At 49.2% G+C, this 14,628-nt stretch carries 15 protein-coding genes; 5 read left to right on the top strand and 10 right to left on the bottom strand.

All coding sequences use genetic code 11. The features are described 5' to 3' along the window. Positions 1–74: 74 nt before the first annotated feature. From argB to rpmH, 5 genes are all read right to left on the bottom strand, one after another. Positions 75–971: an acetylglutamate kinase gene (argB, locus tag FHS77_RS02525; RefSeq protein ID WP_184219478.1), complete on the bottom strand. Its 897-nt coding sequence runs from the start codon at positions 969–971 to the stop codon at positions 75–77. Positions 972–1,062: 91 nt separating this feature from the next. Further along, positions 1,063–1,740, bottom strand: a complete 678-nt coding sequence (gene yihA, locus FHS77_RS02520) for a ribosome biogenesis GTP-binding protein YihA/YsxC (RefSeq protein WP_184219667.1) — start codon at positions 1,738–1,740, stop codon at positions 1,063–1,065. A gap of 255 nt (positions 1,741–1,995) precedes the next feature. Further along, the gene (gene yidC / locus FHS77_RS02515) at positions 1,996–3,834 is read right to left on the bottom strand and encodes a membrane protein insertase YidC (RefSeq protein WP_184219476.1); all 1,839 of its coding nucleotides are present in this window, start codon (positions 3,832–3,834) and stop codon (positions 1,996–1,998) included. Next, positions 3,824–4,258 carry a ribonuclease P protein component gene (gene rnpA, locus FHS77_RS02510; protein ID WP_184219473.1) on the bottom strand — a complete coding sequence of 145 codons (435 nt, stop codon included), beginning with the start codon at positions 4,256–4,258 and terminating at the stop codon, positions 3,824–3,826. The genes yidC and rnpA overlap by 11 nt, the downstream gene beginning before the upstream one ends. Before the next feature lie 39 nt (positions 4,259–4,297). Then, complete coding sequence (gene rpmH / locus FHS77_RS02505; RefSeq protein ID WP_184219470.1) at positions 4,298–4,432, bottom strand: 50S ribosomal protein L34; 135 nt, start codon at positions 4,430–4,432, stop codon at positions 4,298–4,300. 319 nt (positions 4,433–4,751) lie between these two features. On the opposite strand from rpmH, the gene FHS77_RS02500 reads away from it, so the two are divergent. Beyond that, positions 4,752–5,099, top strand: a complete 348-nt coding sequence (locus tag FHS77_RS02500; RefSeq protein ID WP_184219467.1) for a RidA family protein — start codon at positions 4,752–4,754, stop codon at positions 5,097–5,099. On the opposite strand, the gene FHS77_RS02495 is transcribed toward FHS77_RS02500, so the two are convergent. Further along, on the bottom strand, positions 5,080–6,132 hold the full coding sequence (locus FHS77_RS02495) for an Lnb N-terminal periplasmic domain-containing protein (protein ID WP_184219464.1): 1,053 nt from the start codon (positions 6,130–6,132) through the stop codon (positions 5,080–5,082). The genes FHS77_RS02500 and FHS77_RS02495 overlap by 20 nt on opposite strands. 263 nt (positions 6,133–6,395) lie before the next feature. On the opposite strand from FHS77_RS02495, the gene FHS77_RS02490 reads away from it, so the two are divergent. After that, complete coding sequence (locus FHS77_RS02490; protein WP_374786194.1) at positions 6,396–7,292, top strand: alpha/beta hydrolase; 897 nt, start codon at positions 6,396–6,398, stop codon at positions 7,290–7,292. A gap of 48 nt (positions 7,293–7,340) precedes the next feature. Here the strand turns inward: FHS77_RS02490 and FHS77_RS02485 are convergent, their stop codons facing one another. The 3 genes from FHS77_RS02485 to FHS77_RS02475 form a co-directional block, all read right to left on the bottom strand. Further along, on the bottom strand, positions 7,341–8,315 hold the full coding sequence (locus FHS77_RS02485) for a WD40 repeat domain-containing protein (RefSeq protein WP_184219461.1): 975 nt from the start codon (positions 8,313–8,315) through the stop codon (positions 7,341–7,343). Between the two features lie 3 nt (positions 8,316–8,318). Further along, on the bottom strand, positions 8,319–9,446 hold the full coding sequence (locus tag FHS77_RS02480) for a CobW family GTP-binding protein (RefSeq protein WP_184219458.1): 1,128 nt from the start codon (positions 9,444–9,446) through the stop codon (positions 8,319–8,321). Positions 9,447–9,555: 109 nt separating this feature from the next. Then, positions 9,556–10,317: a creatininase family protein gene (locus tag FHS77_RS02475; protein WP_343060934.1), complete on the bottom strand. Its 762-nt coding sequence runs from the start codon at positions 10,315–10,317 to the stop codon at positions 9,556–9,558. A gap of 215 nt (positions 10,318–10,532) precedes the next feature. Here FHS77_RS02475 and FHS77_RS02470 point away from each other — a divergent pair, with 215 nt between their 5' ends. Next, complete coding sequence (locus FHS77_RS02470) at positions 10,533–11,552, top strand: substrate-binding domain-containing protein (RefSeq protein WP_184219453.1); 1,020 nt, start codon at positions 10,533–10,535, stop codon at positions 11,550–11,552. A 27-nt stretch (positions 11,553–11,579) separates the two neighbouring features. Further along, entirely contained in the window at positions 11,580–12,551 is a 972-nt protein-coding gene (locus tag FHS77_RS02465; protein ID WP_184219450.1) for a 2-hydroxyacid dehydrogenase, read from the top strand. Between the two features lie 60 nt (positions 12,552–12,611). On the opposite strand, the gene FHS77_RS02460 is transcribed toward FHS77_RS02465, so the two are convergent. Beyond that, entirely contained in the window at positions 12,612–13,373 is a 762-nt protein-coding gene (locus FHS77_RS02460) for a gamma-glutamyl-gamma-aminobutyrate hydrolase family protein (RefSeq protein ID WP_184219448.1), read from the bottom strand. A 307-nt stretch (positions 13,374–13,680) separates the two neighbouring features. Between FHS77_RS02460 and FHS77_RS02455 the strand changes: the two genes are divergently transcribed. Next, complete coding sequence (locus tag FHS77_RS02455; RefSeq protein WP_184219445.1) at positions 13,681–14,424, top strand: SDR family NAD(P)-dependent oxidoreductase; 744 nt, start codon at positions 13,681–13,683, stop codon at positions 14,422–14,424. Positions 14,425–14,628: the final 204 nt, after the last annotated feature.

The raw sequence follows: 14,628 nt of genomic DNA, 5'->3' as shown, positions 1-14,628 counted from the left end.
GTATCCTCAATAAAACTCAAGCAGCCGGCATTGTTAAAATACCGGCTGCCACAGACAAGAAACGCTTGAAAATTTTAGCGTACGATCAGAGTGCCGGCACCGCGCTCGGTGAAGAGCTCAAGCAAGATGGAATGCGGGGTTTTACCATTCAGGATAACCACGCCTTCAACACCACGATTGATGGCATCAATGCAGGTTTCCACTTTAGGGATCATGCCACCGGAAATTGTGCCATCTTTAATCAAAGCTTTTGCGTCAGCAATCGACAATTCTTTGATCAGGTTTTTGTCTTTGTCCAAAACACCCGGAACATCGGTGAGGAACAAAAGACGTGTCGCCTTACAAGCACCGGCAATCGCACCGGCAAATGTATCGGCATTGATATTGTAAGTGTGGCCGTCACGACCCGGTGCAACCGGCGCGATGACTGGGATCATTTCTGAGCGGGCAAGCAGATCAAGCAAGGTGCGATCAACTTCAATCGGCTCACCTACAAAACCAAGGTCGAGGACGCGTTCAATGTTTGAATCCGGATCAACCACAGTTTTACGTGCTTTTTCAGCAAAAACCATATTGCCGTCTTTACCGCAAAGACCGATCGCCCATTCGCCTTCAGCATTGATGAGCGCAACGATTTCTTTGTTGATGGAACCGGCCAGTACCATTTCAACGATCTCGACTGTCTTTTCGTCGGTGACGCGCAAGCCGCCTTCAAAGCGTGATTCAATACCGAGCTTGGTGAGCATGGCTTGAATCTGCGGGCCGCCGCCATGAACGACGATCGGATTGATGCCGGATTGTTTGAGCAGCGCGATGTCGCGGGCAAAGGCTTTACCGAGTTCCGGATTGCCCATGGCGTGACCGCCATACTTCACCACGACATTTTTATTCTCGTAACGCTGCATATATGGCAGTGCTGCGGATAAAAGTTGAGCTTGTACTTCGGCATTCTGTTCAGGTGTATTGGTCATTACATTATCCATAGCAGCAAACGGACATAAGAGTGATTCATTACAGAAAAGCATTCCTGACGGAATGCTTCAACTGGTCTTTTTGGATCAATCAGGCTTCTTTTGCAACAAGTGCGATGGCAGCGCGCAATTCTTCAAAACCAATGCCTTTTTCTGAAGAAGTGGCAATGATGCCGGGGAAGCAGGCAGCGCGTTTGATGGTGAGTTTTTTGGTCTCTTCCATCAGGCGCGGAATACCGGCCGGTTTGATCTTGTCGATTTTAGTCAGCACAATCTGGTAGGAAACCGCAGCTTTATCGAGGAGGTCGAGCACTTCGGCATCGTTCTTTTTGATGCCGTGGCGCGAATCAATCAGCACATAAACGCGCTTCAAAGTGGTGCGGCCGCGCAAATAATCAAATACGAGTCGTGTCCATGCATCGACCTGTGATTTCGGCGCTTCGGCAAAGCCGTACCCCGGCATATCGACGAGGGCGAGCGGCGGCAGGTCACCATCTTCACCGGAATAACCATCCGGTACAAAATAGTTGAGCTCTTGTGTACGACCCGGCGTGTTGGATGTACGGGCTAAGCCTTTTTTCGTCACCAGTGCATTGATGAGCGAAGATTTGCCGACATTGGAGCGTCCGGCAAATGCAATCTCAACAGGACCTTCAGCAGGCAGAAACTTCATTGAAGGTACGCCGCGGATGAAAATCCAGCTTTTGGCAAAAAGCAGGCGGCCTTCATTAATCAAAGCCTGACGGGCTGCTTCTTCGCGGGCAAGCAGTTCGCCGACATTGGAAGAGGTAATATTGACCACTGGTGCTTTTGCAGGTGTGGATGCTTTAGCTGAAGCCGGAGAAGCAGAGCTCAAGTTTTTGGAGGTAGGTTTATCTTGTTTGCTCAACTTAGATGTCCAGTTCAGAAGGGGTTTTATCTTACATGTTGGCATCAAGCTTAATAGCTCGCTTGTCAACTATGCAATTAAAAATGATGTAAAAAAAGCCCCTGTGAAGACAGGGGCTTTTATTCTTATACCGGATTATTTAGCCGGTTTGGGCTTTTTCTTGAAAAGCGCCTTCAGATTATCGAGCAATTCGATCTTAGCACCCTGACGCTTCATGATGATCGCTTGCTGGGTGATGGAGAGCGTATTGTTCCATGCCCAGTAGATAACGAGACCGGCAGGGAAAGCTGCAAGCATGAAGGTGAAGATGATCGGCATCCATGTGAAGATCATCGCCTGTGTCGGATCCGGAGGGGTCGGGTTCATACGCATCTGCAAGAACATGGTGATACCCATGATCAGAGGCCAGACACCAACCATCAGGAACTGCGGCACATCATATGGCAGCAGACCGAACAGGTTGAACAGCGAGGTCGGATCCGGCGCAGCAAGGTCGTGAATCCAGCCAAAGAAAGGCGCATGACGCATTTCGATGGTGACATAAAGAACCTTATAAAGCGCGAAGAATACAGGGATCTGCACCAGCACAGGCCAGCAACCGGCCAGCGGGTTGATCTTTTCACGCTTATAGAGCTGCATCATTTCCTGCTGCTGCTTGACCTTGTCATCCGCATATTTTTCACGGATTTCAAGCATGGCAGGCTGCATCATCTTCATACGTGCCATCGAAGCATAAGACTTGTTGGCAAGCGGGAAGAACAGGCCCTTGAGGATAACGGTCACCACCAGAATTGCGACACCGAAATTGCCTGAGAATTTATAGATCCAGTCAATCAGGTAGAACATCGGCTTGGTGATGAAGTAGAACCAGCCCCAGTCGATCAGCAGTTCGAAGTTTTTGATGCTGAGCTTTTCTTCATATTTTTTGATGTCGGAAACAACTTTGGCACCGGCAAAAACATGATTGGTCAGTGTCTCGGTTGCTCCGGCAGCAACAGTGATCGGCTCGCTCAGGAAATCAGCCTGATAGCGTGGACGGTCATTGGTGAAGTGGGAGAAACGGGCAGTGTATTTTTCGGTCTGCGGCGGAATAAGGGTTGCCGCCCAGTATTTATCGGTGATGCCAAGCCAGCCGCCGGAAACATCCTTAAACGGCATGTCTTTGTTGTCTTCGATCTTGGAATATTTGATTTCCTGAAGACCGTCTTCACCCATCACACCAATGAGGCCTTCATGCAGCACGTAAGTGGCGCTTGCATGGTCCGGCTGGTTGAAGCGGGTGACGCGGCCGTAAGAGGCCAGCGATACAGGCACGCCTGCTTCATTGATGATGCTGTCTTCAAATGTGAAGAGATAAGCGTCATCCACCGAGATGGTGCGTTTGAAAGTGATGTTCTTGTCGTTGGTGAAGGACAAAGTGACAGGGGATGACGGTGTCAGCTTGTCATTGCCTTCAACAGTCCAGACAGTGCTTGGGCCCGGAACAGCACCGGTTGTGTCATTGCCGGCAAAGCCCAGTTCAACAAAATAGCCCTGACGCAGTGCAGAAGGTGCAAAGAGTTCGATATTCGGCGATTTGTCATCAACGGTTTCGTGATAATTGTTCAAAAACAGATCATCGAGACGTGCGCCGGTCAGATTGATTGAACCACGAAGTGCCGGTGTTTCAATGGCAATACGCTTGGACTGACCAAGAGCTGCTTCGCGGCTCAATGAGCCGGATGCGACATTGTCAGATCCCGGAACCTGACCCGGAATAGTGCCAGCGGATTGCTGCATTTGGGGGGTGTCACCAGAGCCAGTATTGGCTGCATTGCCCTGCTGCGTGGCGGTTTGTGCCTGACGCTGCTGCTCCTCAATGCGTGCCTGTTCACGCTGGGCTTCCGACTTGGGGCCCATGTAAAAGACCTGCCAGAGTGTCAGTATGAGGATGGACAGGGCAATGGTGATGAAGAAATTTCGATTATTTTCCATTGACGGGTCCTGATTCCGGTCGTTCGCTTCGGCGCTTCTTGTCTGATCTGTCACGATCATTGCTGCGCTTGGCGCGCTTGGCAATTTCCTGTGCAATGGTCAGAAAGGGCGCAGTGAGTGCCTCTCTTCGTGCAACAATCACATAGTCGGTTGAAGGCTGCATGTCATCTGCTGCATGACAGCGCACGGCTTCTCGAAGCCTGCGGCGGATACGATTGCGAATAACGGCATTGCCGTTTTTCTTTGTAACCGTAAAACCAACCCGCGTTGCGTTGCCAATTTTAGCAGTAGCCGATTCTTCTGGCGTGCGGCCCCGTACTTCCATCAGAAACAAGGGGCCACGGCGTTTTTCGCCATTCCTTACAGTCAAAAACTCCGCTCTCTTGCGAAGGCGGAGTGTTTGTTTGTTCGTTATTTTGTCCATTTCGCACAATCAGCCGCGCTTACAAAGCGCGGTTGCGAATTATGCGGACAACCGCTTACGACCGCGGGAGCGGCGAGCGGCAATAACTTTACGACCGCCAGTGGTGGCCATGCGTGAGCGGAATCCGTGGCGACGCTTACGGACGAGCTTAGATGGTTGGTATGTACGCTTCATTTATTTAATACCGCGGTGTGCGGCCCTTCTTGGTTCTGTATCTTGAACAGGAGCGAATTCGTATAACGACAACCTTCCGGCTTTTGGCCGGATGTGAAATGTTCACGAATATGTTGCGGCTTATAGAGAATGCCGCCTTTTGAGTCAATCATAAGTAAAAGGGGCTGCTTATCATTCACACACAGGGATTAAAGCCGTTTAAAATGTGTTTGATGATAAAAAAATGATTGCTGTGGTGAAAATAAATATGCTCTGCATAAATGGATGATATTCAAGCGGTAAGGCTTGAAATTATAACCGTGCAAAGCAGGAGTTGAGCATGAGCATTCGTCGTATCGAAGTTGGCCCTCGTATGAGTGAAGCTGTGATTCACGGCAATACAGTTTATCTGTCCGGTCAGGTTGGCACACCAGGCGCTAGCGTTTTTCAACAAACTCAGGATGTTTGTGCAGAAATTGATGCAGCTTTGGCAAAGGCCGGCTCCAACAAGTCCAAAATCCTTCAAGCTATCATCTGGCTGGATGATATGGCCGATTTTGGCGAAATGAACAAGGCATGGGAAGCCTGGGTTGATCCGGCGAATACACCTGCACGTGCGACCGGCGAGGCAAAGCTCGCCAGCCCTGAATATAAAGTAGAAATCATTATTACGGCAGCGCTGGACTAATGATTTTAAAACTCGGCGCTGGCATTTTATCCAGTTGCCCGAGCGAGACAGGCTGGCGGATACGCCGTGAATAATCTTTTGCGTCACCTTTCGCCAGCTCGTTAATATGTGCCTTGGCCACTGTATGTTCAGCTGTATCAGACGTGGAGATCAGCTCGTGGTCATAAAGATAATAAGGCGCATAGCCAGACAACAGAATGCGGTAATCAAAGACAATACCCGGATCCATCAGCTTGGCCATTTCATAAATGACAGTGGTGCAGTTGGTTAAAAGCGTATTGTAAAACTCCGGTTCTTTCGCCAGACGGTTGGCATTTTCCACATAGCTTAAAAACAATGTTTTGGCGGTTTCCGGCTGAATATCGATCGGGTAGCGATAGACTTGTTCACCGCGAATATTGGTGCGGGTGAAGATAATATCGCTTTCTTCGGCTGCAATCATTGCCAGTTCAAAATTGCGGAAAAAGCCGCCAATGGTAGAGAATTTCTCGTGATGCTCTTTGCGAATTTCAGCAGAAAAGACGATATGGCGGCCATCGGCAAAACCGAAAGAAACCAATGTATGCGCGATGGCAGGGCCAGTCCAATATGAAAGAAAGGCATCGGTTGAGGTGATGGTGCTCAGATCATAGGTCTCGCTTTTCCAGCGGATCTGATATTTGCTTTCACTTTCCCACTCAAAATCACGGATATTGTTGAGTGTTACCATATTGCCATTCACTGTGCCGGTGACAGTATGGGCAACTTCTGCTGCCCAGATGCGGTTAAGCGAGGGTTTGATGGTGACCCACCAGCCTAAAATAGCAAGGCACAGACATAAGAAAACGGCGCGGCGCGGCCATGGGGCAGGATGACGTTCACCCCATAAATACCAGATCAGCACACCAAGCCATAAGGCGATGATTGCGATCCGCATTAAAGTGCCAAAAGGGGCTTGAAACCAGATGGCGCAGCTTGCCCAGATGAAAAAGGCAACCGCGACAGGGCAGAGGATGAGCTTGATGGTGATATTGAGCCAGTCGTAATTATTCATTACGCTTAAACGATCCTCGCCTGTTTATTTGTTTTCAACATGATGAGCTTTCGCGCATGAGGGTGCTTATCTGCATCTGACAGAAGGCTAGGTAATAAAGTTTAAAAAATCCAGCGCAATTCGGTTCCGGTGAACCCGATTTTGTATTATTTTTGTCAAACTCGGTGTTTAATTATGTGGGATCCGCATTTTTAACCAATGCCTAATATTTAGGTGGCAAAAACTTAGTTATGGTAAATGTTTTCTTAAAATCACTTCTGGCTATCGGAACTTTATCCGGTTTTGCTCTTTTGAGCTCTGCGGCATTTGCAGACAGGCTTTCTTTGGCTTCTGTGTCCGGTAATAAGCAGACGGCTTCGTCCGGCGACACCCAAACGCCGATAACGGCAAAGCCTGTGCAAGTCAGCCCGACCGGAGAGGGGCTTATCATGATTGATCCGAGTAAAAAGCCTGATGATAAGGCAGTAACGCCCAAAGAAAATCTGGTTCGTAATCCAACTTTTATTTATCAGTTTTACCATCCTGACGAGATGGAAGGCGGCAGCCCTTCGCGTGAACTGGTGGTGCTTTTGCATGGTTCAGGCGGTAATGAGGCAAGCCTTGTGCCATTGGCGCGCCGTGTCTGGCCACGAGCTGTGCTGCTTGGTGTGCGCGGGCGCGTTTTGCAGGATGGCGGTACGCGTTGGTATCGTAAAATTACTGCCGTTAAGTTTGATGAAAAAGATGTTCAACTTGAAGCCGATGCTTTTGTTGTCTTTTTAAGCAAGCTGGCTGAGAAGGAAAATCTTGATCTGCCGAACGCGACATTCGTCGGTTATTCCAATGGTGCCAATTTGCTGGCAGCGACGATGTTTATGCATTCCGATCTGGTGCGCCGTGCGGTACTGATGCGCTCAATGCCGGTGCTGGCACAAATGCCAAAAGCTGATTTGAGCAAAGTGCAGGTGCTGACGATTACCGGTGAGCAGGATAAATTATATTCGCCTTTTGCGCCTGCTTTGTCGGATGCCTTGCGCCGCAGCGGGGCAAAACTGGATGCCGAAATGGTGGATTCCGGCCATATGCTGGGCTTGAAAGACCGCCAGATGATCCGCCAATGGTTAGCTTCGCTTGATGGCGCAGCGCTGACGGATGTGAAAGTGAAGCCGAAGAAAGATTAGAGCGCCGCGTAAGCTTTAGCAACATTAACGGGCGCTCTGATATATGTCTTATGTGGTGATATCGATCAGGCCGCAATCACCATTTTCAGAGCCGAAGCTTAGGCGATGACCAGCTTTGTCCCAGCCCATGCTGGAAATGGCGCTTTTACCGGGGCGGCGTAGCAGCACTTCTTTGCTGTCAGCAAAACGTACCACCATAATCATGCCGTCCTGATAGCCTATCGCGACAATGTCCTCGCTTGGATGACAGCAGACTGACGTGACCATCGTGTCGCCACGCATACCAAGTTCTAATGGTGCTTTGCCCATCGGGCCGTCTTTGCTGGCAAAAGGCCAGACAATGGCAGCAGAAGCGCCGGAAGTGGCAAGCCATTTGCCTTTGACGCTCCACGACCAGCTTTTGATCTTGGCCGGATAACCGGTCATGCGCATGTGGCGGTTATCTTCCAAGCGCCAGCCATGCAGCGCATTTTCCTGCATGGACGTAACCAGAAAGCGGCCATCGGGCGAGAAAGTTGCATCAATATGTGCGCCTTTCCAATCCAGATCGACAGGTTTGGCAGCCGTTCCCGTCCAGATCAGATCGGCACCATTATAACGGGCAATGGCAATACGCTGGCCTTTAGGCGCGCAAGCGATGCCTTCAACACTGCGTTCCTGCGCAAATTCCTGTAATTTGCCGTCAGAACCCAGCACCCATGCAATACGGCCTGAGCCAAATGCCACCATCCCGTGCGGGCCGCTGGCAATCGTGGTGATCCATTTGCGTGGCTGATGGGCAATTTCAGTGACTTTACCGGATGCATCAATGCGGCAGATGCGGCCATCTTCACCACCGGTGAGGATGTTTTTGCCGTCAAAACTTAATGTGGCGCATAGAATACCATCATGTGCGGTCACCTGCTGGTGGCCGTTATCCTGCCAATGCACAGTGCCGTCTGCCATGACAAAAAACGGAATGTCGTTGACGAAGCAGGTGAGAAGGCAGTGGCCTTCCAGATCAAAAGGAGCAAGTGTTGGCATGGCTTATTTACAGCCCTCGAAACCGGCTTTCAGAGCTTCCTTGTCAAGATTACGTCCGATGAAAACAAGACGGCTTTCGCGTTTTTCATCATCCTTCCAAGGGCGCTGGTGATCGCCTTCGATAATCATATGTACGCCCTGAATGACATAGCGGTCATTGTCATTTTTAAAGGCCATAATACCTTTAAGGCGCAGAATGTTCGGGCCTTGGGTTTGGGTGATATCCTGAATCCAGCTGAAGAATTTCTCCGGATCCAATTCACCGGTACGCAGTGAAATTGATGTCACTGTCACATCATGAATGTCGGATGCTTTGCCGTGTTCATGATCGTGGTCATGCCCATGGTCATGGTTGCAATCTGGGCCACAGCTGTGGTCGTGATCATGATGGTGGTGGTGATGGTCATGTCCGTGATCATGGTCACAATCAGGCCCGCAAACATGGTCCGGATGGTCGTGATCAAGGAAATGCGGATCATTATCCAGCGCGCGCTGCAAATCAAAAGCGCCACGGTTCAGCACGCGGTCAAGTGCGATATTGGCGCGCTCTGTGCGGTGGATGGTGGCATGCGGGTTGATGGCGCGCACGGTTGCTTCAATCTTGGCCAGTTCATCTTCGCTGACGAGATCGGTTTTGTTAAGCAGTACCACATCAGCAAATGCGATCTGATCTTCTGCTTCGCGGCTGTCTTTCAGGCGAAGCGGCAGATGCTTGGCATCTACCAGAGCCACAACGGCATCAAGACTGGTTTTGGCGCGCACATCGTCATCCATCAAGAATGTTTGTGCAACCGGCACCGGATCGGCAAGGCCGGTGGTTTCAACGATAATGGCATCAAAACGACCCGGACGGCGCATCAAGCCTTCCACCACGCGGATAAGATCACCACGCACGGTGCAGCAAATGCAGCCATTGTTCATTTCGTAAATCTCTTCGTCAGATTCGACGATCAGATCATTATCAATGCCGATTTCACCAAATTCATTGACCACAACGGCATAGCGTTTGCCGTGGGCTTCGGTGAGGATACGGTTGAGGAGCGTGGTTTTTCCTGAGCCTAAATATCCGGTAAGAACGGTAACGGGAATACGGTTCGGCGTGGTTGCGGCTTCAGTTTGCTCTTGGCTCATAATGATCGCCTCTCAATTTGGATGCGGATTTAATCAGAAGACGGATATAGGGAATCGATCCGTGAAATGCTATACTATTACATAGACACTTATGCACATTATGATGTGCTTATTTTAAGTCCGCACAATCAAAGCGGCTGATATCATCCAGTAATTCGCTTAAACCTTTGACTGCATGGGCAATCAGCTTTTCACCGGCTTGCGCATTGGCAGCTTGTGCATTGCCGGCCACACCTTTTTCGTTCAAATCGCTCATTTTCCAGCCGAAGGCATGGGGGCCATAGGCGCGAAGATGTTTGAAGTTTTGAATGAATTCCGACTGACGGTTGCCGAAATCCTCAGCCTTACTCATCACAACAAGGTCAGGTCGCAAAGCCAGCATGACTGAGGTTTCAATAAAGCCGCCGTGGATGTCGAGGGATTTGTCTTGCGGAGTGATTAAGCCTTCAGGCACACCAAAACGTGTCCAGCTGGTGGCAACCACCAGCATGTTGAAACGGACACGTAATTCGGTCGCAACAATGGTGAGGAGGGGAGAATTGCCGCCATGCGCATTGAGCAGCATTAATTTATGGACGCCTTGTGCATGTAAATAAGCGCCAACCGCAATCCATTGATTGACGGCTTCATCAAAGGCAAGGGTTTTGCTGCCTGCAACATCCATATGTTCAATGGAATAACCCACTGCCTGAGCAGGTAAAAAGATGACATCGAGCTTGCCTGAGATGGATTTTTGCAGGCGGTCAGCAATGCCTTGCGCAATGATTGTATCAGTTTCAAACGGCAGGTGATTGCCGTGCTGTTCATGCGCACCAAGCGGCAGAACGGCAATTTTTTGTTTTTCGGGCTTTTCGACGGTTTCAGAGGTCACTTTTACCATTCCGTTTGATGTAAGCTTCAATTTATCGCTGCAATGACAGAATTCATGTCATTCCTTATTGATCTCATTACCAGAGCAATTTACTAAACCTTATTATATAAGGCATATTTATGTGCATGCTGATGTAAAAATATGCAGCAGTGACCTGCAAAAGCGGGAAGCGACCTGAAAAATATCAGGTTAACGGGGGTTGAACAGGAGGCGTCGTGGCTCAAAAAATTAAGCTATCCACCATTGCTGATGCATTGGGTGTTTCCACTGCGACCGTTTCACTGGCATTGCGTGACAGCCCTTTGGTGGCTGATCAGACCCGCGACAAGATTAAAGAACATGCCCGCGAGATCGGTTATATTTATAATCGCCGTGCGGCCAGTCTGCGCACATCGCGTTCCGGCATTGTCGGCGTGGTGGTGCATGACATCATGAACCCGTTTTTTGCTGAGATTTTGCGCTCGATTGAAACCGAGCTTGATCGCTCGCGCCAGACATTCATTCTTTCCAATCATTATGACCAGTTGGAAAAGCAGCGTACATTTATCGACACTTTATTACAGCTTGGTGCGGATGGCGTTATTATGTCGCCGGCGATTGGCACGCCTGCAGAAGACATTCAGCTTGCCGAGGATAACGGCCTGCCGATCGTGCTGATTGCACGTAGCGTTGAAGGTGTCGATGCGCCGGTTTTCCGTGGTGATGATGCTTATGGCATGAGCCTTGCCACCAATCATCTGATTTCGCTTGGTCACAAGAAGATCGCGATGGTCGGGGGAACCGATCAGACCTCCACTGGTCGCGACCGTTATCGCGGTTATATGACGGCGATGGAAAAAGCGGGTCTCGAAGTTAAACCTGAATGGCGCATTCAGGGGCCGCGTACCAAGCAGGGCGGCTTTGAAGTCGCGCCGCAATTTTTGGCTCTTAAAGACAAACCGACCGCGGCAGTCTGCTGGAATGATCTGACCGCTATTGGTTTGATGAATGGTATTGCCCGTGCAGGGCTGATACCGGGTGAAGATATTTCGGTTACCGGTTACGATGATCTTGAAGAGGCCGCTATTGCCACACCGGCATTGACAACTGTCTGGAACGGCCAGCGCGAAGTAGGACGCCGTGCAGCGCGTGCCTTGCTTGATCAGCTCAACGGTGTGCCGGTGCCGGTGCCGCAGGAATTGATCCACCCGGAGTTGCATATTCGTCAATCGACAACAAAGCCGAAGAAAAGCTGACAATATTATAATTCAAAGGATGCCGGAATGGGTCAGAAACAGACAATACTGGTTTTGGGCAAGTTTAACACAACAGTGCTGGAACGGTTAAAGCCTGAATTTGATCTGATCCATTTGGTTGATGGTGATAGCAGCAAGCTTGACGCGGATGCAAAGCCGGCGATTAAAGCTGTCATTAACAGTATCGGGGTCAGACTTCCGAACAGTCTGATGGATCAGCTGCCGAATTTGGAAATCATCAGCAATTTTGGCGTTGGTTATGATGGTATTGATGCGCGATATGCGGCGCAAAAAAATATCATGGTCACCAATACGCCGGATGTGCTGACCGAAGAAGTGGCCGACACCGCGCTTGGCTTGCTGATTAATACAGTGCGTGAATTGCCACGCGCGCAGAACCATCTGTTGCAAGGTAAATGGCAACAAGGCGGCTATCCGCTCTCCAAATTATCATTGCGTGAACGTAAAGTCGGCATTTTTGGTCTTGGTCGCATCGGTAAGGCGATCGCGCGACGCGTGGAAGCTTTCAATCTGCCGGTTTCTTATCATAATCGCAGCAAAGCGGCTGATGTTTCTTATACTTATTATCCAAGCTTGATTGAGCTTGCGGAAGCTGTCGACACCTTGATTTTGGTGGCACCGGCAAGTGCGGAAACCAATCATGCGGTGAATAAAGATGTGCTGGCAGCTTTAGGCAAAAACGGCGTTTTGATTAATGTCGGCCGTGGCTCGCTGGTGGATGAAAAAGCCCTCATCAAAGCGCTGCAAGATGGTGTGATTGCTGCTGCCGGTCTTGATGTGTTTGAAAAAGAACCGCATGTGCCGGAAGAACTGATGCAAATGGAGAATGTCGTGTTGCTGCCGCATATTGCATCGGCTTCGGAACTGACCAGACTGAATATGAGCAATCTGGTGATTGATAATCTGCTCGGCTGGTTTGGCTCAGGTGAGGTGGTGACACCCGTCTTTGAAACTCAAACAGTAACACGCAAATATTAATTGAAAAAAGCCACGCACTGGTTGTCCGGCGCGGGGCTTTTTTGGAAATATAACGTGCATTCAGTCACGATTTTGATGGTGAGCGCGCACGGCATCACCAAATGCTTCGAAAATCCGGCGTGATGGCGCATCAGTTTTTGCCCAATATTCCGGGTGCCATTGTGTGCCAAGGGCAAAAGTTTTGGCATCTTTCACCGATACTGCTTCAATGGTGCCATCCTCGGCCATAGCTTCGACGCTCAGGCCTGGTGCTAAATTGTCGATCGCCTGACGATGCAGAGAGTTAACGGTAATTGTTTGTGCATTGATGATGGTTGCAAGGCATGAATCCGGCTCTATCGTAACCGGATGGGAAAGGCGATAGCACTCATCACGAATATCGCTTGTGGGTGACCGATGGTCATTACGACCATCAATCTCATGAATTTCAGTTGCCAATGAGCCACCCAATGCCACATTGAGCTCTTGTAGCCCGCGGCAGATTGCCAAAAGAGGCACACCTTTTTCAATTGCTTTACGAATAAGCGGCAGCGTGGTGGCATCACGCGCCTGATCAAAAGGCTCATAAGTACTGTCAGCTTCAACGCCATAATGATCGGGATAGATATTTGACACAGCACCGGAAAGCAGTACGCCGTCCACGGCATCCAGAACAGTGTCAATGCTGATTGCATCACCCATTGCCGGAATTATGATCGGGGTAAGCCCTGCAATTTCAGCGGCGGCGATGAGATACTGTTCGGATACGGCATGCCAGCTGACATTATTGATTGTTTTGAGGTCTGAGGGAATGGCAACAAGCGGACGCTTTGTGTGGGACATATAATAACCCTGTAATAAATTGTAATTATTGTTGTTGTGCCTGAATAGTAAACTGATGCGGAGTTTTCTCAAAAATCCAACAATATGCAATGGCCGGATGAAAATTCTTTTTGTTGGATTAACTGGCGATAATCGGGAAGCAATATCGGATTGATGAGGGCAGATTGTGTGTAAGTGCCGTTTATATCAAAGGAATACGGATTATCTCCCAGATCGGGCAAAAGTTTTTGTCTAATAGCCTTGTGGGTTGTTTTAAAACTATATTATGACCAATTGGTAAGAAGAAAATTTAACACTGTGGGGAAGTATGGCGGGCAGCGAGCTATTTTCTGTCAAGGATAAAGTCATTGTGGTGACAGGCGGGTCGTCTGGTATCGGGCAGCGGATCGTTACACTTCTGGCAGAACATGGTGCATATGTTGTGTGTGTGGGTTTTACACAAGATGAGCCGGAGTTCTGTTCGGACCGTGTATATTACGTCACCGCCGATGTGACCAGGCAAGAGGATGTGACACGTATTTTTGACGAGGCTGAAGCCGAGTTTGGTGTGGTGGATGTTGTTTTCAATAATGCTGGTGTGGCACATCAGGCGCGTGCGATTGATACAAGTTATGACATGCTTACGCATATCTTTAACGTGAATGTGGCTGGTGCATTTATGGTGGCACAAACAGCTGCAAAAAGGATGATTGCTGCGAAAAAAGCCGGTGTTATTATCAACACAACCAGTATTTTGGCTGAGCGGGTGCAAAAAGGTGCGGCTGCTTATTCAATGTCTAAGGCAGCTATTTCACAGATGACCCGTGCCTTGGCTGTTGAATGGGCGTCTAATTCCATTCGTGTCAATGCACTTGCGCCAGGCTGGTTTCCAACTGGTATTAATTCTGACTTGCTGAACGGACCTGCGGCAGGCTTTTTAAAAGCACAAAATCCGATGCGCCGTCTGGGCGAATTATGCGATCTGGATGGTGCGGTTTTGATGCTGGCTTCGGATGCGAGTGCTTACATGACCGGTGCAATAATCACGATTGATGGCGGCCATAATTTGTAAGTGATAACTGACAGGTTGCAGTTTTATATCGATGTGTCAAAAATTGGGGTCAGCTTTTTGTATGGATATATGTGCAAGAGAAATGCCTCATTTTCCGTCTACTTGTAATAGTTGTTCTAAAAATTATGCATGAGTTTAAAGTTATTGACTCTTGCAGTTGGGGTGCGCGTAATATTATTTATTACTTTAAATATATTTTGCCCT

Origin of the sequence: Paenochrobactrum gallinarii (assembly GCF_014205685.1) — a bacterium.
GTDB lineage: Bacteria > Pseudomonadota > Alphaproteobacteria > Rhizobiales > Rhizobiaceae > Paenochrobactrum > Paenochrobactrum gallinarii.
The sequence above is the reverse complement of the archived record's forward strand: the minus strand, read 5'-3'. Positions and strand labels throughout refer to the sequence as shown.